Here is a 24523-nt window from a genome sequence, read left to right on the forward strand (position 1 = left end):
GATAAATAGAACAGTACCTTATTGAGCAAACAAATAAAAAAATCCAAAAGTTTGTTTATTGCCACAGGCCAGTGGTGAGTTGAAAGAGTATATCTTAAAGTTTTATCAAAGCTTCTTAGCGTTTGGTGCGCAACCTTCCTGGCTTTCCTTTTTTTGGCAGTGTAAAAGAGGATTGGAAACAACATTTGTTATCACAAGATTTAATTTATGTTGGAGGTGGGAATACTCGCAGCATGCTTGCGTTATGGCGTGAGTGGGGAGTTGATGAGGTTTTATTAGACGCCTATGATCAAGGCATTATTCTATCTGGAAATAGTGCGGGGTCAATATGCTGGTTTGAGCAAGGTATTACTGATTCGGTTGCTCCGCTTGGAGTTATCGATTGTATGGGATTAATTCAAGGGAGTTGTTGTCCTCATTATGATATGGAGGCAGAGCATCGCCCAGCTTTTTTGGAAAAAGCACAGAGTAAAGAAGCCTTGCCGGGTATTGCTTTAGAGGATAATACAGCGGCGCATTATATTAATGGTGAGCTTAAGCAAATTGTTACAGAAGTTTCTGGGAAAAGAGCGTTTTGGTTGGATGCTGCTAGAGAAAAAGAAATGGATGTTTATGATCTTTGCAGCGTTGATTGAATTTCTGCTTTCTAATTTCTAGTGTGTGGTTTTAAAGAACTCTTGCCTTGAATTTAGCTTGTTGGAAAATAGTTGAAATTATATATGTAATGTTTATTAAGAATAAATATTACTATATGAAAGTCTGGCTTTTTATTTGTTTTAATTTTTAATATTTTTCTTGAAAGTTATCTGAGTTCTAGTTTGTTGATTTGCTCGCTGTCTTTTGGGAATTATAAATTATGAATTTAAATATAAAATGACAAGAATGATATCTACTATTAAAGAGAAAGATGTTTTTGTTTTCAATGTAGGATAACTTAATAATTTGTTAATATTTTTAATAAGTTATTAATGTTTCAATTTAGGTATAAAATACCGTATCTTATTTTTGGTGAGTAGATGATAATTTCTCTGATTCATTTGAATTAATTTAAAAATATGAATTAATTTTTTGTTAAGGAAATATAGAATTAACAGTGATACCTATATTTAATTTGTTAATTTTTTCTATAAAGTGTAGATAAACGAATTATATTGGTTTTTCTTTTTTTAGTTTAATTTAATTTTTGAAAGTTAAAGGGGAAAATATTAAATGCATAAATATAAGTATGCAAGCTTATTGGTCGCGTCTGTTGTAGGAATATCAATAAGTTTATTATCAAATGCTGCTTTTGCGTCTTGGGAGCAAGGGGATTCAAAATATCAAATAAAACTAGAAAATAATACTGGAAATGATCTTGATGCTTCGGTCCAGATTACTAGCCAAGACCCGAACAATGCCTATCAATTATCTGATGCTATTGTATTAGCAGAGGGAGGCAGTCAAGTATATAGCATTTGTGGAACGTGGTGGAGTCCTGTGACTAAAAAAGCGGCGTTGGAGATAATAAAAGGGAAGCAATGCACAGGAAAGGCCGCAGATGGAGCTGCTGTTGTTGACTTGGATCAAGGGTGGAGTGGAACTCCTCTTCCGAATCAAGTCAACATTAAGGCACTTTCATCGGCTCATGCGGGGGCGACAGAGAGAGTGCTTTCTTCAGATCAGAATTTTTCTTCTTGGGATAAAGTGAATGAATTGAATTTGACTTTGGCAGGCTTAAGTCCATCTGTTTATAACTTATCTGCTGAGGCTAATATTAGAGCAAGTTCAAATGATGAGTACAATATTAGTGTTTCTGGCTCGAAAGTCTCTTTTCCAACGTCTGTTGATAAGGTGGAGCTTTATCATGTTATGGATGCGGCTGCATTGAGTGGTCAAACTTATGATCAGCCTTTTAGCGTATTAAAGTTTAGTTCTAGCAATGCCGGTGATTGGGAGCAGAGTTATTCACTCAGCCCATCCGCTTCGCCTCAGTCCATTTTTATCAAAGAAGATAAAATAATCATGCCGAACATACAGAATCAATTACCAGGTTGGCCCAACTATGTGGCGATGGGGTCCGTTGATGACTTTACTAATACAGACCAAATTGGCCAAAGAGGCACAGCCGATGCAATTTTTAAATATGCGGGGTTTGATGGTGCAGGAGATAATGGCAAAGATCCATATGATATATTCTATAAGCAAGCTAAAGCGGTTATTCGCACAGTTGACGCTGCAAAACAGTTAAGTACAGCGAATAAACCCGTTGTTCCTGTGGTGGTTGTGTATACGACAAATGCATCCGGGGGGAAGCCAAGTCGAAGCAGAAGCGCAGGTGAATGATTTAAACTTATTAACTCAGCACTTTTCATATCTGGCAATAACGAGTTTATATTTGCAGAATCATATTGTGGCTAAACGGGGTAATGTAGATGTTCGTGGTTCTATTGTACTCAACCCTGATACCTATGGTATGGGGAGTAAAAATGGTTACTACCAAACGGCTAAGCCGCCAGTTCATAAAGCATTAACAGATATGCTGAGTTATTTACAAAGTCATTCATTAATCACTGCTGACCAAAAAGCAGGTTATGAAAGTGCGATAAATAATTTGTTTCCGGATGATGCGGATACAAGCTTTAAAACATATAATCAGGCTATCAACTGGATTGTGCATGCATTTGGACCGAATGTGACCTATGGGCCTGCTGACAATATATGGGCAGGTGACACAACAGGGCATACATGGGTGCATACTGCTGTTTCTGATGCGAAGACGATTCAAACACACGTTAATGCCGAAGCAAAATACCTGCTTGATAATGGTGTGTTTAGTGATGCAGCACCTTACAAAGGCCTTAACCCAACTTTTATTGCTTTTGACAAATATGAAAGAAATACCTTTGTAAAGGGTAATCATGTTTTAGCAAACTATTTTTATAGTGCAAATGACTGGTCTACTTATATGCAATATGTCTCAGGGGTGAGCCAGTATATTAGTAATCATGTTGGCGATAATAAAGCGCTTCCTATTATGTTGTTTCAAACACCAGGTGGACATATTCCGTCCACTTCAGAGATTAATTGGCAGTATGGGTCCACCGCAGTCGATTATATATTGGGTGATGACAGTGTTTGTAAACAAGCAGACGTCGGTGTTAATAATATAGCAAAGATGCTAAACGAATCATTAGATTCTGTATATGGTAGCGATAATACCGGGAAATATTCTACTTATTTACAGTACTTATATGCGCCGATTCAGCATCAAACATACTATACTGTGCATAATGGCAATTGCATTATGGGGGGGCATATGGCTGAGCTGATTCAAGATCATGTGTTTAGCGTTCTTTGGGGAGGTGGGAGCACGACAAGTATCTCCGGACCAGAGGATGATGGCGGCTATTTATCAAATAAGATTAAATCTTATATGTCTCAGCCCTATGACCTACAAGGTAATGTGATACCACAGCCTTACTCTTGATAATTGTTAAAATTTTACTTTGGTGGAACTTAAAAAGGCGGAATTTAACCGCCTTTTATGTATCGATTTGTGTATAAGGTTTTGGGTTAATCTTCTTGCATGGTCATAAGCGATGCATTACCACCTGCAGCCGTTGTGTTCACCGTGACAGTGCGTTCATGGACGAGTCTATGCAAAGGCGCCGCTTGTTCACTGATATGGATAAACGGCAAAATTGCGCCCGAGCGTAAACTTAATTGCTTGTTATAAGCTGCGGGCTGTGCTCCAGAATAAATAAGACCTGCGATATTAACCTGATTATCTGTAATTACCGAGCTGATATTCTCAGAACTGACAAAATAGCCGAGTACTTCTTGAGGGACTCCGGCCTCATGGAAGCAAGCAATTAATGCTTGAATATCTATTACTGCCTGGTTATTAGTGCTGTTAATAATGATTAGACTATTTCCTGTAGCAAGAGTCGCACTAATGGTGTTTATGCATTCAATTGCTGTTGTTGTATGATCAATCACGTAGAGCATGATGCCTCGTGGGTGATTGGATAAAGTGTCATCTTCGCCTGTTGGCCCTTGGAGAAGTTCAGCATGGTTGATCGAGTTTGCCAAGGTTTTAGCCTGATTAATGAGTGAATCAAGCTGACTTGAATGCTCTATTAATAATTTACGATCACGAACTTTATTCATCGCAATTTCAAGCAAGGTGGCGCGTTGTTCATTGCCTTCTTGCCAAACAGCTTTCTTTTTAATTGCCTGTTTAATAAGGCTAATAGAGACTGAGTTTTCTGAGTTTGTCTCTTGTTTTGGTGCTTTATCAGTTGCCTGATTATTATTTTCAGGCTTGTTTTTATGGCTTACAAGCTGGTGCATATAAAGCGGACCACCGGCTTTAGGGCCGGTTCCAGATAAACCTTCACCACCAAACGGTTGGACACCAACAACGGCACCAACTTGGTTACGGTTAATATATAAATTACCGACTTTTGCTTTAGCAGTGATTTCATTAATTGTTGTTGAGATGCGACTGTGAACACCCAAGGTTAAGCCAAAGCCGGTGGCATTGATTTGCTCGATGACTTGATTAAGTTCGTCGGCTTTAAAACGTACGATGTGAACGACGGGGCCAAAGACTTCTTGCTTAAGATCATTGAGGTTTTCAAGTTCAAAGGCTGTGGGTGCGACAAAGGTGCCGTTATTTTTGGGAAGTTCGCACTGAAAGAGCAATTTTGCTTGTGACTTGGTTTTTTTAATGTGCTGATTTAAGCGAATTTGTGCTTCTTCATCGATGACAGGGCCTACATCGACACTCAGTTGTGCAGGGTTGCCGATAGTGAGTTCTGTCATCGCACCTTTGAGCATAGTGATCATGTTGTCAGCGATATCTTCTTGTAAGAAAAGAACGCGTAAGGCAGAACAACGTTGGCCGGCGCTATCAAAGCCTGAGGTGATAACGTCAGTAATGACTTGCTCGGGCAAGGCAGAAGAGTCGACAATCATGGCGTTTTGACCACCGGTTTCAGCGATCAGAGGAATGATTTCATTACGCTCTGCCAGAGTGCGGTTAATAATATGGGCAACATCTGTCGAACCTGTAAAGATCACGCCTTTAATGCGCGCATCTTTGACTAAAGTCGCACCGACAGTTTCACCTTGGCCTGGGAGTAATTGCAGTACCTCAGGGCTGATACCTGCTTGATGCATGAGTTCAACTGCACGTGCTGCAATCAGGGGTGTTTGTTCAGCAGGTTTAGCAAGTACGGTATTGCCTGCGGCAAGAGCAGCAACGACTTCACCGGTGAAAATTGCCAAAGGGAAGTTCCACGGACTAATGCATAGAATAGGACCACGGCCGACTAGACCTGACTCGGCTGTAAATTCATGACGTGCTTGCTCGGCATAGTAGCGGCAAAAATCAATGGCTTCACGAATCTCAGCGATGGCATTGGCGAGTGTTTTACCGGCTTCACGAATGGCAAGTTGCATCAGCTCTGGCATATGTTCTTCAAAAAGGTCAGCCGTTTTTTCAAGTAGCTTTGCCCGTTGAGCGCTAGGCGTTTGTTGCCAAGCAGGAAAAGCCTGAGTCGAAGTTTTAAGAGCCGCTTCGATGTGTTCGGCACCGGCTTCGGTAACCTGGCCGACAACTTCATTATGGTCTGCTGGGTTTTTAATGGCGATGCTCGCATGCTCTGAGTTGTCTGTATGAAGTGTGGGTTTGGCGTGATACGTTTTGCCAGCAAACTCACTCATAGCCTGATCCAACTGGTCTAGATCTTTTTCACTATTTAGCTCAAAACTTTTTGAGTTTAAACGCTGATTGCCATAAAGGTTTCGTGGTAATGGCAGATGAGCATGCGGTTTGCCACCTAAAGCCTGAACGGCTTGAATAGGATCTTCTGTGAGTTGATTGATTGGGACCTCTTCATCAAGAATCTGATTGACGAAAGAAGAGTTTGCACCGTTTTCAAGTAAGCGGCGAACCAGATAGGCTAAGAGATTTTTATACGTGCCGACAGGTGCATAAATTCGGCAAGGAATATCTAAATGATCTTCACCGACGACTTGGTCATATAGGGTTTCGCCCATGCCGTGTAAGCATTGGAATTCAAAGTCACGGCGCTGGCCTGCCAGTTCTAAAATAGCAGAGAGGGTATAGGCGTTGTGGGTGGCAAATTGAGGGTAAATGTGTTCAGGAGCATTGAGTAGTTTCTCTGCACAGTGTAGGTAAGATAAATCGGTATAGACTTTACGGGTATAAACAGGGTAACCCTCTAGTCCTAATTCTTGGGCTAGCTTAATTTCGGAATCCCAATAAGCGCCTTTAACTAAGCGAATCATTAAGCGGTGACGGGTGCGCTTGGCGGTTTCAATCAGCCAGTCGATGGCATACGGGCAGCGCTTTTGATAGGCTTGAATGACAACGCCAATACCATTCCAACCGGTAAGTTCGCTTTCTTCACAGAGCTTTTCGATAAGGTCGAGTGATAATTCGAGTCGATCCGCTTCTTCAGCATCGATATTAAGGCCAAGATTATACTGTTTAGCTAATAATGCCAGTTCATAAAGGCGAGGATAAAGCTCATCCATCACGCGGCCATACTGTGCGACTTCATAGCGTGGATGTAGTGCTGAGAGCTTAATTGAAATCCCAGGGCCTGAGATCATATCGAGGTCTTTACTATGGGCACCAATCGCCTCAATGGCTTTTTGATATTCCCCCAGGTAAAAGAGGGCATCTTTATCAGTTTTTGCTGCTTCGCCAAGCATATCGTAAGAGTAACGGTAACCGGCTTTTTCTTTTTTGGTGGCACGTTTTAAGGCTGCTTCAATGGTTTCACCAGTGACAAATTGTTCACCGAGTAATTTCATGGCATAGCTAACGGCCTTGCGGATCATTGGCTCGCCGATGCGTTCGGTCAGTTTTTTAAGAGCGCGAGAAATTGAGCTGGCTTTGGTTGATTCTTCACTCAGTAATTGGCCGGTAATAATCAGGCCCCAAGTTGCAGAGTTAACAAAGAGAGAATCGCTTTGGCCTTGATGGGCTGACCAGTTCATATCACTGAGTTTGTCTTTAATGAGCTTATCTGAGGTGGTTGCATCTGGAATACGCAATAAAGCTTCAGCCAGGCACATTAAGGCAATGCCTTCTTGACTGGATAGACTGTACTCTTGCATAAAAGCGTCGATGCCGCCTTGGGAAAGGCGAGCTGCGCGGACTTTTTCGATGAGCTTATGCGCTTGCTGTTGGGTGTAACGGACTTGTTGTTCAGTCATTAAAGGTGTGTTGAGTAAAGACTCTACGGCTTGCTTTTCATCCATGCACCATGCATTTGTGATGGCTGATCGTAATGCTGAGGGTTGGTATTTGGGGTGTTTATTATCGTATAGCATTGTGCTCTCCGGAAACAGCGCTGGATTTATTTAATATTTCAAGTGTTTGGTCAAATTCCTGGTAAATTTTCGCTGGAGGTGGGGCTGTCGTCAAGCTGATTATGATAATGCTCAATGCTGACAGAATAAATGCAGGTAAAAGCTCATAGAGAGTAAAAATCCCACCTAAAGCGTATAGATGGGGCCAGATAATGACAACGAGTGCACCGACAACAATCCCTGAGATTGCGCCAGGTAAATTCATTCGCCGCCAAAACAGCGAGATTAAAATCACAGGACCAAAGGCCGCACCTAAACCGGCCCAAGCGTAACCGACGAGGTTTAAAATTGAGCTTTGTGGGTTAAAGGCAAAGGCAAAGGCAACACAGGCGATTAAAATGACCCCCAAACGGCTGATATTAAGTAGCTCACGTGCTTTGGCTTGTGGGCGCGAAAAAACGGTGGTAGCAATCTTCGGCAAGGGCGCTGGCAGAAGCGAGTAATTGTGCAGAAGAGGTGCTCATGGTGGCAGAAAGTACGGCCGCGAGTAATAAGCCGGCAACCCAAGGGTTAAATAGGGTTTTTGCAAGCTGCAAGAATGCGGTTTCAGTGTTTGCAAGCGGGTGCTGAGCGAAGAAAGCGATACTGAAAAGCCCGGTAAAAATCGCACCATAGAGGGCGAGATTCATCCAGCTCATGCAGATAAACTGTGCTTTTGGAATTTCATGGTGAGTTTTAGTTGCCATAAAACGAACAAGAATGTGGGGTTGGCCGAAATAGCCTAAGCCCCAGGCGAGTAGTGAGAATATGCTTAAAGCGCTGGTGCCGGTAAAGGCGTTGAGTAAAGATGGGGATTGGGTATCGATAATGTGGATTGTATCGTGTAAGCCGCCCAAATGATTGAGAGCAACAGCTGGGACAATCAATAAGGCAAAAACATAAATGTGCCTTGGAAAAAGTCGACCCAAGCAATCGCCAAGAAGCCACCAACGCAGGTATAGGTGACGATGATTGCAGCGGTGATGATAAGGCCGGTGCTGTAATCAATATGAAATGTCGAGCTAAATAATAAGCCGCCGGAGACAAAGCCGGCTGCGGTATAAAAAGTAAAGAAGATCAGAACGACAATGGCGGTGGCACTGCGTAAAATTTTTGTTTTATCGTGAAAGCGGTGTTCAAGGTAGGCAGGAATGGTAATGGCATCTTTTGCAACTTCGGTATAGACGCGTAAGCGTTTAGCGACGAATTGCCAGTTTAAAAATGCACCCAAAGAAAGGCCGATCGGCAGCCAGATTTGGTTTAAACCATGCATCATGACCGCTCCGGGGAGTGCGAGTAACAGCCAAGAGCTCATATCGGAAGCGCCGGCCCCTAAAGCCGCAATGGCGCCGCTTAAAGTACGGCCGCCGAGCATGTAGTCTGTTAAGTTGCGTGTGGCAAAATATGAATATAAGCCAATGGCAAAAATCGCTAAGATATATAGCGAGAAGGTAGTGATTAATTCATGCATATTAAGGTGGGCCTTGAAAATTAACGATTAAATAAGAAATTAATGAATGATAGTAGGATAATGCTTATCATTGGGACCCAGAGAAAAAGGGATGTTAAAGTATCTAAACTCATGAGTTCTCCTAGAATGAATATAAATGGGATGCTGTTCATCATAAGGACTCCTTAAGCTAAAGTAAATGCCTTATGTTTTTGTGGTGCATTGTAGCTTTAATGGGAAGTGGTTTTTATCGGCTAACTTTTGTTTTTAAGCTTTTGAATATGGGGCGCTGCTGTTTTTCAAGCAAGTTAACGGTTGCGGCTTAATTATTATAGCTTTTATAGTAAATTGTTATCACTTCATCACTCAGTTTATGTTTATATATCAATTTGAAACCGGACAATTATATTTGTGCTAATCGAATAAGTAAAGTGACATCAATTTTCTTTATAAGGTTTTCTATCCGTGCGTCAGTTGCTTATTGTGTCGAGTTATGAAGCTAGCTTGTTGATTGATCTAAAGAGTACGTTTGTCAGTGTGGGCGATGAACACAGCATTGGCATATTGACAGTGTCCAGTGCTTGAAGCACACTTATGTCTCCATATTTGTGATGAATAAAAAAGACTATTTAAAAGGGGATACCATGAGCATGATTCTTGAAGATGAAGAGTTGTTTTACCCAGCTGTTTTAGTGGGCCGTCAAGCACCAGACTTTACTACTGCTGCGGTTCTTGGTAATGGTGAAATCGTTGATAACTACAACTTCCGTGAAGCGACGAAAGGTAAATACGTTGCAATGGTCTTTTACCCACTAGACTTCACTTTTGTGTGCCCATCTGAACTTATCGCTCTTGACAAGCGTGTCGATGAGCTGAAAAAACGTGGTGTTGAAGTGGTTGCAGTCTCTATCGATTCTCAATTCACTCACAATGCGTGGCGTAACACTAAAGTTGAAGATGGTGGTATTGGTGAAGTGAAGTATACGATGGTTGCTGATGTGAAACACGAAATATGCCAAGCATACGGTGTTGAGCACCCAGAAGCTGGCGTTGCTTTCCGTGGCACATTTATCATTGACCGTGATGGTGTTGTTCGCTCTCAAATCGTTAATGATCTACCATTGGGTCGTAACATGGATGAGATTTCTCGCCTGGTTGATGCTCTGCAATTCCACGAAGAGCACGGCGAAGTTTGTCCTGCTGGGTGGCAAAAAGGTGACGAAGGTATGACTGCATCTCCTAAAGGTGTTGCTGATTATCTTGCTAAGAATAACGATAAACTTTAATCGTTATTGCTTAACAGCATGTTATTAAGGGCGAGTTTTACTCGCCTTTTCTTTTTTCGTTTCGGCTTTTGTCTTTATTTTTGCTAGTTGAGTTCTGTCTTGTTTTGGCTCGAATTTTGCTTAATTTTTAATGTTAAAAATCTTACATCAGCAATGATGCGATGCACAGTTAAATTTAGTGTTTAAAACATTAATTTTTTTGATATTTTTATAATTTTTCTTTTTATTAAGAAACAATGATCTAGCATTTTACAGTTTAAATATTAGTTAGATAGCTGGCAAAAAAGTCACTCTCTGCCAATACTTGCCAAAGGAATGTTTGTTTACTTGTCGATACAAACAATACCGCAAGAGTGTGCAAAATTGTTTAAGAAGAACAATTGTTTTAAAGCATTAGGGAGAGATGCGATGAAATTAAAGTTAATCACTTGCTCAGTTGCTCTGAGTCTGGCTGCAAGCACCGCATTTGCAGCGACAGCCGACTCATTGAAACTTGAGCTTGATAAACTAAAGGCCAGCCAAGCGGCTTTGGAAAAGCAGGTTGAAGCGCTTAAAACCGGTAAAGGCAAAGAAGGGGGTGCTGTTCACTTTGGTCGAGTGGGAGGCGGTAAAATTACGAGCCAATCCAGCCGTTTTGGTCGTGATTTAGGAATGTTGAAATTATTGAAAAAAGCTGGCGAAGATGCACCTAGGTTTACGCTTGGAGGAATTCTCGAGGCAGATATTTCTTATGGTAAGGATACGACTGCGGCTGACAGTGGTGTTGCAGGGGATGGAATTTATAATACCAACGGTTACGCAGAGGGCCAAACGGCAAGTAGTATTTATCTTGATACTGTAAGATTAGACATACTAGCAAAACTGAATGATTGGGTCTTGGTGGATTGGCAGCTTGATATTGCGAAAAGTTCGCCACTGCGTACTGGGTTCGTCACTTTTGGTAATTTAAGTAAATCACCGGTTTATTTCTCGTTAGGTAAGATCGTCCCTTATTTTGGGGACTTTGGCGGCCACACTTATAATAATCCTCTATCCACTGATTATTTTAGAATCAGCAAAGGCAAGCTTGCGGGAACCTTGGGTTACTATCAAGATAATTTAAATATCTCAGCATCGGTGTTTGAAACTGATCGCGGCACAGCGGCCGATAATCATGTGAATGATTGGACGCTGCAGGCGAATTATGCATTTAAAGTTGGGCAAGTGAAAGCAAAAGTTGGTGCAGGTTATGTCAGAGATATTACTGGACATGCACTACGAGGCATGACAGCTAAAGACACAAAAGATCCATTACCCGCAGCGAATATTTCTGCAAAAATGGCAGTAGGGCCTGTAAGTTTTAAAGTCAATTATGCTCAAACATTGAAAGATGTTGCACGAACAGTAACTACCGAAAGCAAGAAGGTTTCAGCATATAATCTTCAAGCTGGTTATAGTACAAAAATCATTAAGCCGGTGGACTTCTCTATCAGTTATAGTGGGACTAAAAATGCGAACGGTACTACGAGTAGCAAGAGCCAATTTAAAAACCTAATCTTGGTTGGCGCAGGTGTTTCAGTATTGCCAAGTACTTATATCTCTTTAGAGTATGGGAATATGGCACAGTATGCAGATCCTACCTCTGCATCATCAGATACAAACCGCTATAGCGTACTAACGTTAGACTTCTGGTTAACATTCTAACTGTTAACCCTTCTCTTTAATTTTGGAAAGGCAGCTTAGGTTGCCTTTTTTCTTTTTGCCAAGAAAACTTTTGTAGAGCGATGATTTATTTTCAAGTACATTTGAGATTACAGAAATTTTTTGTATTTTTAGGATGACTTGATGTTCACTCGAAAAAAATTATTTAGTCTATTGGCCGCTATGGTGCTTGTTACAGGCTCAAGCTTTGCAGTATTAAAGAGTCGCAATGATTATACGTGGACAATTGGTCAGCTTCAAAAAGTGAATTTTAGCCCTGTACTCTCTCGTTGTTTACTGCCTTTCATGCACGAGAATGCGAAACAGGTTCGATTAAATCAAAGTGAATTTCAAAAAAGTTGTGTCATCCCTTACATTAACGGAGCGTGGTTGAATACAGATTGGTTATTGCGCACACCAAAAATGATTGATCAGATGGCACGTGATAAATTGATGGAGAAATTACCCGGACAAGATCAATGGCCGGTATATTATCCACCTGCATTATCGGCCGCTAAAAGCGTGATAGAGAATGATAGCCAAAATGTTAAAAGCTTAGTGATTGTTAAGTTGCCTAAAGATAAGCCGCCCGCGGATACTGAGCGAGGTGAGCGCCTTTATGGTCGGATGGGGTTGTTATATCTACCTAATGCCTATGTGGTGCCGGGTGGGATTTTTAATGAGATGTATGGCTGGGATTCGTATTTTATTATTCGTGGTATGCTAGAAAGCGCAGCTTATTTATATCAGCACCCTAAAAGCAAGATCTTTGTCAGTGAGAAAGGTCAGCCAAAGCTGGTACAGTTAAGTAAAGAGCAAGCTTATGCTAAGGCACGCGAGCTGTTTTATCTAGCAAAGGGCATGGTCGATAATCATATTTTTGAAATTGATTTTTATGGTGGTTTTGTTTTAAACGGTAATCGTAGTTATTATTTAACACGCTCCCAACCGCCTTTGTTTATGGCTGAGGCTTTGGCTGTTTATAATTTTTATGAGCAATATGCTGAGAAGTTAAATTTAAAATACCAAGAAACTTTGGCTGCTGAGCCTGTAAAAGCCAAAAAAGTGCTGGGCAAACAGGCGATGCAGATTCAAGTGGGTGGTTATCTTGATTGGGCATATCGTAACTATGGTTTGCCAGGGTTTCATACTCCAGAAAATTTTAAAGAATGGTTAAGTCAAGAAGTGTTGCCGGCTGGGTTGATTTATTTTAATTATTGGATTAAACCTGATGAGATTTATCGAGGCTGGAATCCGTATAACAGCGTACAAAATGGTGCAAACCCTCGTGTGTTAACAGTGAGGAAAGATGGCAAAAATTATAGATTATATACTTATGGCACAGAAGGCTACGGCGCTGCGGCTGAAACGATAAAGAGCACTCAAGCTCAAAACCGTTTGCTATATCAAGATGCGGCTGAATTTTTTAAAAAACATCCTGACCAGAACCCTGATAAAATTTATTTAAACGGTCAATTGACTCAAAATTTTTATGCGGCAGATCGGGCGATTCGAGCTTCAGGGTATGATTTATCCGGGCGCTATGGGCCACAAGGGCAGCGCGCTTTGGATTATGGTAATGTTGCACTCACTTCTTTGCTCTATAAAATGTCGGATCAATTAAAGCAGGTCATGAGTATTGGCTTTGGTGAAAATATACCGCGTGTTTATAAATATACTGGGCAGGCACTGACACGCTGGCAAAAACAAACAAAAGTTGCGGTCAATCAGCTACTTTGGCAACAAGAAGCCAATGAGCTGGGTTTTTATAGTGATCGCTTGGCAAAAGACGTTAAAAACGCACCATTGCATCCGTATCCTGTAAAGACAGACAAGCAAGTAAAGTATTATCCTTATGGCACGATGTTTTATCCAGGCTGGGCAGGATTGGCCTCTGAGGATAGAAACTATGAGTCTTTGCGTTATGCAATGAAAAAACTACCGGTGCAAGAGGACAAGGTAACTGGCAATAATAATTGGTCAAAAGGTCATTGTTTAATCTTACATGGGCAGTGTGAGCAGGTAGCAATGATTGGTAATTATGGTATACAAACGAGTCTAATGGCGACGGGGAATCAATGGGATTATCCGTATACATGGGCGCCGGTGAATTACTTTGCTGCAGGTGCTTTAATGCACTTATTACCCAGTGTCTCAGGGAAGAAGCAGGAGCTGATTAGAGGAGAGTTGGATAAAATAGAGCGAGGCTGGTTGTCAGCAGTCGATTTATACTTTGCTAACACAGGACGAATTATAGAAAAGTACAATGTGATTTCTCCTGTGAAAGAAATTGATGCAACGCGAGGTTATAGTAAAGCACAAGTAGGTTTTGGTTGGAGTAATGCGGTTTATATGCTGTTTTATCGGAACCTTGCAAACTCATAGCAAATTTAGGCTGCTAAACTAAAAATAAGTTTAGATCGGTGAATGATGGCAAGTCGCAGTACAAAGGAGTAAGTGATATATGGACTATCAACAAGGATATTGCACTGCCTTGCCCTATGTTCACCATTACCACCGCGAATTATCGCCAAGTTTTTTAAATTTTATTTGTACGTTAAATAATTTTCAGGCTCCGGCAGATGAGACAAAAGCATTTCGTTATTGTGATTTGGGTGTGGTTATGCAAACTCATTATTATTTTCAGCAGCGAGTTTTCCAGAGGCTGAATTTTATGGCATTGACTTTATGCAAGCGCATATCCAATCTGCCGAAAGCTTAAGAGCGCAGGCTGGAATTAATAATTTAGAATTGATTTATGATGATTTTGTTGATGTTAAAAAATTTAATTTTGAAAAGTTTGACTATATTGTTCTACATGGCCTGTATTCTTGGGTCAGCGAGGCAGTAATTAAAAAAATTCATGTCTTTATTAAGCGATTTTTAAAGCCAAATGGTTTGGTGTATATCGGTTATAATGCTGCACCAGGATGGGAAAGCTTAAGGCCGATTCGTGAAATTTTGCTGCAGGCTGATGGCGAAAACTATAAAGAAAAAGTGACGGCTAGCCGAAAGCTTTTTCAAAAATTGAAAAATAGTCAAGCACAAATATTTAGTGATCACCCTTTATTGGCTTATCAGCTTGATAGCCTGACCGAAGAGAACTTGAGCTATTTGATTCATGAATACTATCATGAATTTTGGCAGTGTTTTTATGCGACTGAGATGATAGAGCGCATGCAGAACTTAAAATTAAATTATGCGGCCAGCGCAACGCTAATTAATAATTTTGATCATTTTCAGTTTTCTAAAAATCATATTGACTTGATTAAACAGCAAAAAACACGTGCATTGCAAGAGCTAACTCGAGACTATTTATTAAATACGCGTTTTCGTTGCGATATTTATTTGAAGAAAGTAGAAAAATTATCGAGCGATGATAAAATTGAAAAACTTATGAAAAGCCGCTTCTCGCTGTTGACGGTGCCAGAGCTGATTAAACCGCAGCTTTCTGTTTTTAAGGGGATTACTCAAATTCCCGAGTTATTGAATGAAATTATTGAACAGTTTATTACTGGGCCGAAGAGTTTAAGTGAGTTGCGCATAAAAATTAATCAGCCAGTGCAAAATATATTGCAGGTATTATTATTGCTTATGATAAGCCATCAGCTTGCCTTAACACCGATAAAGCCTTCAAGAGCGTTGAAAAAATTAAATCGATTACTGTGTGATCAGGCGCTTGATACAGGCTTATCTCATTTGGGCCTAGCTGGGGCAAGTGTGCCAATCAATGCAGAGGAGCAGTGGTTATTAGCGCAAGATGGGCAACTTGATGAAGCCATTTTGGCAGACCAATTATTAAAAAATCGCAACAGTGATAAAGATAAATCGGTAGTTGAGGAGAGGATTCGATTATTTAACCGAAGAAAGCGTGATTTTTTACTGGGTTTAGAGTTATTTTGAAAATATTTTTAATTAAAAATTAGCCAGTTGCTCCCATGCTTCGGTGTTTGGCATGGGAGGGGTACAAAGAAAGTTTAATTTAATTAAGAATGCAAGACAACATAAAGTGCACCTTGGCCGCGAGCGACATTTAAGGTAATGGCTTCTTTATCATTTTTCTTAATTGTGTTAATAAATTGCTTGAGGTTGTTGACTTCATGACCGTTAACATCACGGATGATATCACCTTGACGCAGGCCTGCATTCCAAGCAGCGCTACTCGTATTGAGTTCAGTGATTTTAACACCACGGATGAGGCCACGTTTGGGACTGAAATTTTCAACCTGCTGTAAAGTCATACCGACCAGGTAGGGATCATTGTCAGCGATGACTTTCTCACGGGCTTTAGGGCTGATCAACTCAGCGGTGACGGTTTTTCTCTTGCCATCTTTTAACAGCTGAATCGTCGCTTTATCGCCGACACGGATAAGGCCAATAGAGTTGCGCAAATCAGCAGCAGAGTGAATATCTTTTTTATCGATTTCAGTGATAATATCACCGATTTTTATACCGGCAATTGCTGCGGCTGAGTTTGGCATCACATCAGTGACAATCGCACCTTCATTATCCTTAAGGCCCATCGCCTCGCTGAGCTCTGGGGTAATGTTTTGGGCATAGACACCAAGCTGCCCTCGTTTGACCTCACCATATTTGATGATTTGTTGAGAGATGCTTTTTGCCATCGGCCATGGAATTGCAAAGCCGATGCCGGTGAAGGTCGCAGCAGGGTCAGGTGATAAAATCGCGGTATTAATCCCGACCAGCTGACCTTTGAGATTCACAAGAGCGCCGCCTGAATTGCCCGGGTTAATGGGGGCGTCGGTTTGAATGAAATTCTCAAAGCCTTCTATGCCCAAGTTGTTACGATCAAGTGCGCTGATAATACCGGATGTGACCGTTTGGCTGAGGCCGTAGGGGCTACCTACTGCGACGACGAAATCACCGACGTTAGGTGTATAGCCTTTTTTCGGAATTTTAATTTGTTCAAGATCTTTGGCTTTGATTTCAATAACGGCAATGTCAGTGCCTTTATCATCCCCGATGACTTTTGCGGTGAGTTGGCGGCCATCTTTTAAGGTAACGCGGATTTTCTTCGCATCTGCAATGACATGGTAGTTTGTAAGAATATAGCCTTTCTTAGCATCGATGATTACCCCTGAACCGGTGGATTTTGGTACAAGAATCGGGTTTTTGGGAAGTTTGGATTTTGGTACACCTGGAGGCAGTTTGATTTTAGAAAAATCAACATGTTGCAAATTTGAGATATTCACAACCGCAGGCATGACGCTTTTTAGCATGGGGGCGATACTGTTTTTGGTAACGAGCTCTTGTGGTAACTCTGCATAGCTTAATGCGGGCGCAACTAGGCTACAACTCAGTAGAGCGCAAGCAAGTGTCTTTTTCATAGGCGTATCCTCATTTATAGTAATCAACAAAATCCAGTTATCGATATAGAAACTTAGGTCGCATAATCTCTTGGCGGTTGCTCGGTGGATTTGAGTGGTTTGCGTTTTTTAGGCTTTTTTGAAATAACAGCTCCATCGGCATAGGGTGGCGGAAGTACGCCACGTTGACTCAAGCTTTCTAGGCTTTGAGCAATGTGCTCACTTAGCTCTTGTTGGGTGTGAGCCAGCGTATTAGTAAGATCAGCTGCGGTATTTAAATGTTCTTCAACGGTTTGTTGATAGATTTCATAAGCTTCTGTCTTATTTTGTAGTTCCAGTGCAAGTTGGTTTGGTTGCTGCGGCGCTTGGCGTCGTCCCCACCAATAGCCAATGGCAAGACCGATGATAAGTGTTATAAGGCCAATGGCAACAAAGTACATCTACAGCATCTCCTATTAATAATGATGAATGTTTTAGTATGCTTACTCTATATTCTCCGTTGTATTGCTTGGGTTTGTAAAGTAGATTTTGTTGTTTAGGCGGTTTTATCTTCTTGGCATTTATAAAAAAACATGCGAGAATCCGCCCTTATGTCTATTTATTAAATTGAGTGGGATGGTGGTGAGCTTTCCAGAGTGTGATGGAAATTTAGAAATATCAGGGCCTTGCGGGGCGCTTGAACTCGCAGTTTCGGTTCCAGCTAAGATCAATCGTAAGGTGACGCTGGTGATTTGTCACCCCCATCCATTGTTTCAAGGTACGATGCATAATAAGGTCGTTCATACCTTAGCACGTACATTTAAACAACATGGCATGTGCGCGGTACGTTTTAATTTTCGTGGCGTGGGTAAAAGTACGGGTGAGTATACTCATGGCATCGGTGAGACAGAGGATTTGGCAGCGGTTGTCGATTGGGTCAAAGCCCATCAACCCGATCATGAAATATGGTTAGCGGGCTTCTCTTTTGGTGGTTATGTCGCTTATCGAGGCGCAAGTCGTTTGGGGGATGTGAAACAGCTGTTATTAGTTGCTCCTGCGGTGGTGAATTTCGACTTTGATAGCGAAGATCAGCCTGATTGCCCCACTTTCCTGATTCAAGGAATGGTGGATGAGGTGGTTGCAGCTGATGCAGTGCTGGCTTGGGCAGAAAAACTCACTAAACCGCCTGAAATCGAGCGCTTTGAAGAAGCAGGTCATTTTTTCCATGGGCGTTTAGTGGATCTACGCAAAGTCATAGAACAACATTATGCTCTAAACTGAAAACTGATTGATCATGGATATATTAGAACGTTATCAACATGACTTAAATACAGGATTAATCCATGATCCTGCTCAGGAAGTTGTGATTCAGCGTTTAGCTCGCCTTGCCGATCAGTTGGTAAATGATCAAGAAAGTAAAGGGTTCTTACAGCGCTGGTTCTTTAGTGGTGAAGGTGAGCCGGTGAAAGGGCTTTATATTTGGGGTTCTGTGGGCCGAGGCAAAACCTATTTAATGGATGTGTTTTATCAACACCTCGCCTGTGATAAAAAAAAGCGTTTGCACTTTCATCGGTTTATGCAGCAAGTGCATGCGGATTTAAAGTCTTTTAAAGGACAAAGTGACCCGTTGGCTTTGGTTGCAAGCAAATGGGCAGAAGATACCCAGGTTCTTTGTTTTGACGAATTTTTTGTCTCTGATATCGGCGATGCGATGATACTTGCCGGTTTATTGAGAGGATTATTTGAAAACGGTGTCAGCTTAGTTGCGACGTCTAATATTCCACCTGAGCGTCTTTATGAGGATGGCTTGCAACGGGCCTCGTTTTTGCCGGCCATTCATCTATTAGAACAGCACTGTGATGCTTTAGAGTTAGTGAGTAATCAAGACTATCGGTTAAGGGCATTGACTGAAGCGAAGATGTATCATATTGCAGAGCCGGGCGACCATGAAGAAGTAGCTGCCTGCTTCTCTCAACTCGCAGCCCACGTCGATACCAATAATACACCGGTAGAGATTTTCGGCCGAGCGATAGCCGTGATGCGCCTTGCTGAGGACACGGTTTGGTTTGGTTTTAAAGAGCTATGCGATAGCCCGCGCAGCGCTTCAGACTATATTGAATTAGCCAAGCAATTTCATACGGTGATCATGAGTGATGTGCCCGTTTTTAGCAAAAATAATGAAGATGCGGCCCGACGCTTTATTCATTTGGTGGATGAATTTTATGATCGTAAAGTCAAATTAATTTTATCGGCCGCTGTCGATATGTTTAGTTTATATCGAGGTGAGCGCCTAGAGTTCGAATTTCAACGCACCTTAAGTCGCTTACAAGAAATGCAATCGCAAGAATACCTGACAGAGGCCCACCGGCCTTAATTTTGAGATTTAAGAAGACTATGAAGAGTTTTAAGCTATGAAGCTGCGTCGTCTATTATTTGGTGCACCGCTTTCTATAGAAAAAATGGCTGATGTGCGCCTCAGTAAAAAAATGGCTCTCGCTATCTTTTCCTCTGATGCTCTATCATCTGTGGCCTATGCGACCGAGGAGATTCTAGGTGCACTGATGATTGCAGGCTCAGCGGCCTTTAGTTTTACCTTGCCGATTGGTTTAGCGATTTGCTTATTAATTTTGATTGTCGGGGCATCTTATCGGCAAACGATTACAGCTTATCCAAGTGGCGGAGGAGCGTTTACGGTTGCTAAAGAAAATCTAGGTAACGGTGCAGGGCTTCTTGCCGCGGCCGCTTTGATTATTGATTATATCCTAACGGTTGCTGTGAGTGTATCGGCGGGGATACGGGCGATTACTTCGGCCTTCCCAGAGTTAATGCCCCATGCGGTGGCCTTAAGCGTTTTAGCGATTATTATCATTACTTGGCTGAATTTACGGGGTTTGCATGAGACCGCGGGTATTTTTGCAGCCCCGACTTATATCTTTGTTGGTCTGATTTATTTGTTAATTATTATTGGGCTCTTTCATTTATTTAATGGCTTTCATCATGACCACGCACACTTAGATCCAATTCCAGCAGGCGGCTTTGAGGCTGGTTCTATCGGTATTATATTAATTTTGCGAGCATTTTCATCCGGTTGTTCTGCTTTGACGGGAATTGAAGCGGTATCTAACGGGGTGCAAGCCTTTAAGGAGCCTTGTGCGAAGAATGCAAATCGTACCTTAACGGCGATGGCGTTGATCTTAATGACTATGTTCCTAGGTGTTACGGTGCTTGCCGATAGTTTGCATATTTATCCAAATACTACGCAAAGTGTATTATCACAAATTGCCCATACGGTCTTTGGACAAGGGTTGGTTGGTTCTAGTCTGTATTATGCGTTGCAAGTGGCAACGGCTTTAATCTTATTGTTGGCTGCAAATACGTCTTTTTCCGGCTTTCCGCGTTTAGCGTCGGTGCTTGCTGAATATAATTATTTACCGCGTCAGTTACGCAATATTGGCGATCGTTTAGCGTATTCAAATGGTATTGTCATGCTGGCGGTGATTGCGATTTTGCTCGTTATTGCGTTTCAGGCCGATACCCATAGCTTGATTCCTTTGTATTCTATTGGGGTGTTTTTAGCCTTTAGCTTATCTCAAGCAGGGGTTGCACGTTACTTTATCAAGCGACGCTTAAGCGGGTGGCTATGGAAGAGTGGAATCAGCATTATTGGCTGTATTACAACGAGCATCGCTTTTGTTGTTATCGCTGAAAGCAAGTTTACTAGCGGTGCTTGGGTGGTCTTTTTAATCGCGCCTTTGTTATTGTATTTGTTCTATAAAGTCCATCGCCATTATAAAGAGGTCGATGTTGAGCTTTCTGTAGACAATATTCATGATGATGACTTACTGAGCTATGATGACCCCTTGCCGAAAGTGGTGGTTCCTATCTCCAAACTTCATCGTGGCACGATGGCCGCTTTGCGCTTTGCCAGAACCTTATCTGATGATGTGACTGCGGTTGTGATTGATACCCATGATAATGGTGAGAGGCTGGACAAGCTCAAGGAGAGTTGGCGGGAGCTGCAAATCCCTGAACAGCTTATCGTGTTAGACTCACCCTATCGTGCAACGATTAGCCCATTATTGCGTTATATCAAACGGGTGGACATGCGTGAGCCTGAGCGAGGGTGTGCCGTGATTGTGATTCCAGAAGCCGTGCCCACGCGCTGGTGGCACCACTTCTTACATAATCGTAAGGCGATGTTATTACGAGCAGCGTTAATGTATAACCCGATTACGCGCTGTGGCTCAACACGAGTGTTTGTAGGTGTGCCCTATCGTTTAACCCATTAAATATTGCTTGTATTGGTGAACTTATGTTTAAGATGTTGTCTTACTTAGTACGTGGATGCATCACGACTCCGCCTTTCCCCTCCCTTAAGGCGGAGACTGTATTCGGACTCCCCAAGCCGGATACAATTAATTTGGTTGCCCTGTAACCTTCTTTTATACAGGGCTTTTTTTTGTCTTTAACTTTAAGTAACTTATTGATTTTATTTGCTGTTATATTTAAGCAATTGAGCGAGTTTGATCACATGACGCATGTGCTGGCGGATGGTTTTAGGGATTTGACTCGGCTCTGCGGTATATATAATGGCATATTGGCCGTCAGGGCGGTTAAATACTTTATAAATCTGCCACAGTTCGTGATTATTGACACACCCTTTTAGGACATTGCTAAAGACGAGACTGTTTTTATCTTGTTGAATAATTCTGGTTTTTGCTGTTTTACACTCAGCATGTTTATTGCCGCTAGAGACTTGTTGCATGGTTTGTATCAGACTGGTGCTCACATTGCGACCATAGTGAACGATAATGTTATGAGGTAGCTCATGTTGTTGATCTTTAGGAATATAGTATTGGGTATAGCCTTTTTGGTCGATTAAACTGCGATCTAACTGCCAGGACTTTTGTTCTTTAAGTTGCAGTGAGATATGGTAGCCAGGTTTAGAATGGCTATTGTTATGGTGAGCTGCGTGTTGGTCGAGTGTGGAAGAGGCGCAACCGGCTAGCAGTATAATCGCTAGACTGTGAATGATGTGTCCTGCTGTCTTTTGCAAATGGCTCATTTTAGCCATGCCTTATTTTTCAAGAGGTTCGCCCATAGCCTTAAGTATAGGAAGAGATAGCGTAATTTTTGTGAACACTTCTTGCACTGATACTGATAAAAGTATTGTATGAATCAATAATGGATATTACTAAGAGCGAAATTATGGACGAAGTTTTAGATGAGCATATTAAATCGTTGGACCAGCTGATTGGTGAGTTAACTTTAGAAGAAATCAATGCTGAGATGGCAGAAAGATTAATGAACATTGCAACGCGTTTAACCGTCGCACTGTTTGTTCGTCATGGTGACTTTGATAAAGAAGAAGTGTTGCTTATGCTTGAAGATGTTTCTATTGGTATTCAGCAAGACCTGGAAGAAAAAGCGACAGAAATGATGCAAAACCTGCGTGAGGTGGATACATCGTTGCATTGAGGTTTGAATTCTTGTCTTAAATTTTAAAATTGCATAATTTCTTGCGATTTCTCGTTGAGTTTAGCTGTGGATTATTGTCAATTATGATATGATGCGGCGGAAATTTAGCGAAAGAGGCAGATCATGCAAATAGAAGAACTCATTGAAAATTTTGATTTCATCGATGACTGGGAAGACCGTTACCGCGCCATCATTGAACTTGGACAGAATTTGCCTGCCATGCCTGAAGCTCTCAAAACGAAAACAAGCTTAGTGCCGGGCTGTATGAGCCAGGTGTGGATGGTGAGTCGGATGGAAGGCGAGCATCTGCATATTTTTGCCGATAGTGATGCGGCAATTGTGAAAGGCTTGGTTGCTGTATTATTGATGGCTTATGCCAATAAAACACCTCAAGAAATATTGTTGGTTGATATAAAAGATATTTTTGCTAAATTAAACCTAGAAAGTCACCTAAGCCCTAATCGACGCAATGGTTTTTATGCCATGGTCGCCCGTATTTGTGCGATGGCTAAAGAGCTAGCCGCTTAGTTAGATTGCTGTGTTTGAGACTCTTTTGAGCTGGTAGGCTTCTTATCCGCAGACAAACCTGCGATGATAAGAGCGATGGTGATTGCAACAAATAGAATAATACGCATTCCTTCTTTCATGACACGAGCCCCTTAATGGATGCTACGTTGAGTATAGCCAAGAAGTGATCGAAGGGTGATAAGCTTGACTGTTAATAAATAACGATGAATACGAACACGACGGAATACCAAGTTAAACATAATGATTGTCTGATTGAGTTGCGTGAGATTGCAAAAAACTCAGTGGACTTGATTTATTTAGATCCGCCCTTTTTTACCCAGCGGCAGATTAGTGGGCAACAAAAAGGCAGCCTGACATCGGCGTATCAATTCAATGATGTGTGGACCGGGCGTCATGAATATCTTTACTTTTTACAAGTGCGCTTGGTTGAATTACATCGTATTTTAAAACCGACAGGCTCGCTATTTTTTCACTGCGACCAGCGGGCAGGGCATTGGATTCGAATGCTTTTGGATGATATTTTTTCACAAGAGCAGTTTCGCTCGGAAATTATTTGGCATTACAAGCGTTGGAGCAATGTTAAAAAATGGCTTGCAGTCTACTCACCAGAAAATTTTATTTTACAGTAAAACAAATGACTTTACTTTTAATCATCTCTATGGTGAATATTCACCGACTACAAATGTAGAGCAACTGTTGCAAAAGCGTACCCGTGATGCTGAGGGCAAAAGTGTCTATGCCAAAGATGACAAGGGCGCTCATATTTTAAATGAAACCAAGCAAGGTGTGCCGCTGGGCGATGTTTGGGATGATATTCCGTATTTAAACCCAAAAGCAAAAGAGCGGACAGGCTATCCGACTCAAAAACCATTGCTGTTATTAGAGCGTATTATTCAGTTGGCTAGCCACGCCGGTGATATCGTCTTAGACCCGTTTTGTGGTAGTGGTACGAGTTTAGTTGCAGCAAAATTACTCGGCCGGAATGCGGTTGGAATGGATAACTCAGAAGAAGCGGTCACGCTTGCCAAAGAGCGTTTGGAGACGATGATTCGTACAGATTCTAAAGTGGTGCAATTAGGGCGTGAATTTATTTATAAAACAGAAGACTATATTTTAGAAGCAGTAAAGGCGTTGGGTGCGACTTTAGTCTCGCGTGACTCTCGTATCGATGGCTTATTGTCTCAACGTTTTCGTGGCATGCCGGTGCCGTTACGAGTCCAGCGTTTAGGTGAGAGTTTACAGCGCGCTCTAGGGCGTTTAGTGCAGTATCGGGTGATGAATCAGCAGGTTGAACGAATGGTGTTGGTTCGCACCGACATGAAAGAGCGTGTGGAACTGCCTGAAAAAGTGGTTCTCGTTGATCACCCGAAATTCTTTTTAAAAAACAAACTCTATTCGTATTTCTAATTGCTAATCTAAGGGCTTGG

General features: G+C 41.7%; 18 protein-coding genes and 3 pseudogenes. 15 read left to right on the plus strand and 6 right to left on the minus strand.

What is annotated here, in order from left to right; all coding sequences use genetic code 11:
- Window positions 1-125: 125 nt before the first annotated feature.
- The 3 genes from BGC07_RS13360 (at window position 126) to BGC07_RS13370 (ending at window position 3466) form a co-directional block, all read left to right on the plus strand.
- Window positions 126-635 (plus strand): Type 1 glutamine amidotransferase-like domain-containing protein, encoded by a 510-nt coding sequence (locus tag BGC07_RS13360; protein ID WP_158006943.1) that lies wholly within the window; start codon window positions 126-128, stop codon window positions 633-635.
- 574 nt (window positions 636-1209) lie between these two features.
- Entirely contained in the window at window positions 1210-2322 is a 1113-nt protein-coding gene (locus BGC07_RS13365; RefSeq protein WP_069313505.1) for a hypothetical protein, read from the plus strand.
- Complete coding sequence (locus BGC07_RS13370) at window positions 2276-3466, plus strand: hypothetical protein (protein ID WP_139121699.1); 1191 nt, start codon at window positions 2276-2278, stop codon at window positions 3464-3466. The genes BGC07_RS13365 and BGC07_RS13370 overlap by 47 nt, the downstream gene beginning before the upstream one ends.
- Before the next feature lie 86 nt (window positions 3467-3552).
- Here BGC07_RS13370 and putA read toward each other — a convergent pair whose 3' ends face one another.
- Together putA and putP are read right to left on the minus strand one after the other, a co-directional pair.
- Window positions 3553-7350, minus strand: a complete 3798-nt coding sequence (gene putA / locus BGC07_RS13375; RefSeq protein WP_069313507.1) for a bifunctional proline dehydrogenase/L-glutamate gamma-semialdehyde dehydrogenase PutA — start codon at window positions 7348-7350, stop codon at window positions 3553-3555.
- Window positions 7337-8839: pseudogene (gene putP / locus BGC07_RS23950) on the minus strand (sodium/proline symporter PutP). The gene putA and the pseudogene putP overlap by 14 nt, the downstream one beginning before the upstream one ends.
- A 629-nt stretch (window positions 8840-9468) precedes the next feature.
- On the opposite strand from putP, the gene BGC07_RS13385 reads away from it, so the two are divergent.
- The 6 genes and pseudogenes from BGC07_RS13385 (at window position 9469) to BGC07_RS22555 (ending at window position 15687) form a co-directional block, all read left to right on the plus strand.
- On the plus strand, window positions 9469-10104 hold the full coding sequence (locus tag BGC07_RS13385) for a peroxiredoxin (RefSeq protein ID WP_069313896.1): 636 nt from the start codon (window positions 9469-9471) through the stop codon (window positions 10102-10104).
- A gap of 408 nt (window positions 10105-10512) precedes the next feature.
- Complete coding sequence (locus BGC07_RS13390; protein ID WP_069313508.1) at window positions 10513-11787, plus strand: LbtU family siderophore porin; 1275 nt, start codon at window positions 10513-10515, stop codon at window positions 11785-11787.
- Between the two features lie 141 nt (window positions 11788-11928).
- Window positions 11929-14169, plus strand: coding sequence for a trehalase family glycosidase (locus BGC07_RS23685; protein WP_069313509.1), 2241 nt, complete (start codon window positions 11929-11931; stop codon window positions 14167-14169).
- Between the two features lie 79 nt (window positions 14170-14248).
- Complete coding sequence (locus tag BGC07_RS13400; protein WP_069313510.1) at window positions 14249-14506, plus strand: hypothetical protein; 258 nt, start codon at window positions 14249-14251, stop codon at window positions 14504-14506.
- Window positions 14455-14646, plus strand: a pseudogene (locus tag BGC07_RS22550) (class I SAM-dependent methyltransferase); the annotation flags it as partial. The gene BGC07_RS13400 and the pseudogene BGC07_RS22550, both read left to right, overlap by 52 nt.
- Before the next feature lie 303 nt (window positions 14647-14949).
- Window positions 14950-15687, plus strand: a complete 738-nt coding sequence (locus BGC07_RS22555; protein WP_235603432.1) for a methyltransferase regulatory domain-containing protein — start codon at window positions 14950-14952, stop codon at window positions 15685-15687.
- Window positions 15688-15770: 83 nt separating this feature from the next.
- On the opposite strand, the gene BGC07_RS13410 is transcribed toward BGC07_RS22555, so the two are convergent.
- Entirely contained in the window at window positions 15771-17132 is a 1362-nt protein-coding gene (locus BGC07_RS13410; RefSeq protein ID WP_069313511.1) for a Do family serine endopeptidase, read from the minus strand.
- A 53-nt stretch (window positions 17133-17185) separates the two neighbouring features.
- The gene (locus BGC07_RS13415) at window positions 17186-17551 is read right to left on the minus strand and encodes a ZapG family protein (RefSeq protein WP_069313512.1); all 366 of its coding nucleotides are present in this window, start codon (window positions 17549-17551) and stop codon (window positions 17186-17188) included.
- A gap of 181 nt (window positions 17552-17732) precedes the next feature.
- Between BGC07_RS13415 and BGC07_RS13420 the strand changes: the two genes are divergently transcribed.
- Genes BGC07_RS13420 through BGC07_RS13430 form a run of 3 tightly spaced genes read left to right on the plus strand, consistent with a single transcriptional unit; the run spans window position 17733 to window position 21379 of the window.
- Window positions 17733-18371, plus strand: a complete 639-nt coding sequence (locus tag BGC07_RS13420; protein ID WP_069313897.1) for an alpha/beta hydrolase — start codon at window positions 17733-17735, stop codon at window positions 18369-18371.
- A gap of 13 nt (window positions 18372-18384) precedes the next feature.
- Window positions 18385-19464, plus strand: a complete 1080-nt coding sequence (gene zapE, locus BGC07_RS13425; protein ID WP_069313513.1) for a cell division protein ZapE — start codon at window positions 18385-18387, stop codon at window positions 19462-19464.
- A gap of 37 nt (window positions 19465-19501) precedes the next feature.
- Window positions 19502-21379: an APC family permease gene (locus BGC07_RS13430; protein ID WP_069313514.1), complete on the plus strand. Its 1878-nt coding sequence runs from the start codon at window positions 19502-19504 to the stop codon at window positions 21377-21379.
- A gap of 200 nt (window positions 21380-21579) precedes the next feature.
- On the opposite strand, the gene BGC07_RS13435 is transcribed toward BGC07_RS13430, so the two are convergent.
- Window positions 21580-22155: a hypothetical protein gene (locus BGC07_RS13435; RefSeq protein ID WP_069313515.1), complete on the minus strand. Its 576-nt coding sequence runs from the start codon at window positions 22153-22155 to the stop codon at window positions 21580-21582.
- A 143-nt stretch (window positions 22156-22298) separates the two neighbouring features.
- Between BGC07_RS13435 and BGC07_RS13440 the strand changes: the two genes are divergently transcribed.
- Window positions 22299-22568, plus strand: a complete 270-nt coding sequence (locus BGC07_RS13440; protein ID WP_069313516.1) for a hypothetical protein — start codon at window positions 22299-22301, stop codon at window positions 22566-22568.
- A 123-nt stretch (window positions 22569-22691) separates the two neighbouring features.
- On the plus strand, window positions 22692-23096 hold the full coding sequence (locus tag BGC07_RS13445; RefSeq protein ID WP_069313517.1) for a SufE family protein: 405 nt from the start codon (window positions 22692-22694) through the stop codon (window positions 23094-23096).
- On the opposite strand, the gene BGC07_RS23430 is transcribed toward BGC07_RS13445, so the two are convergent.
- Window positions 23093-23215, minus strand: coding sequence for a hypothetical protein (locus tag BGC07_RS23430; RefSeq protein ID WP_268801672.1), 123 nt, complete (start codon window positions 23213-23215; stop codon window positions 23093-23095). The two genes, BGC07_RS13445 and BGC07_RS23430, sit on opposite strands and share 4 nt — an antisense overlap.
- 84 nt (window positions 23216-23299) lie before the next feature.
- Here BGC07_RS23430 and BGC07_RS13450 point away from each other — a divergent pair.
- Window positions 23300-24503, plus strand: a pseudogene (locus tag BGC07_RS13450) (DNA-methyltransferase).
- The last annotated feature ends 20 nt before the right edge of the window (window positions 24504-24523 follow it).

Origin of the sequence: Piscirickettsia litoralis, from assembly GCF_001720395.1 — a bacterium.
Classification (GTDB): domain Bacteria; phylum Pseudomonadota; class Gammaproteobacteria; order Piscirickettsiales; family Piscirickettsiaceae; genus Piscirickettsia; species Piscirickettsia litoralis.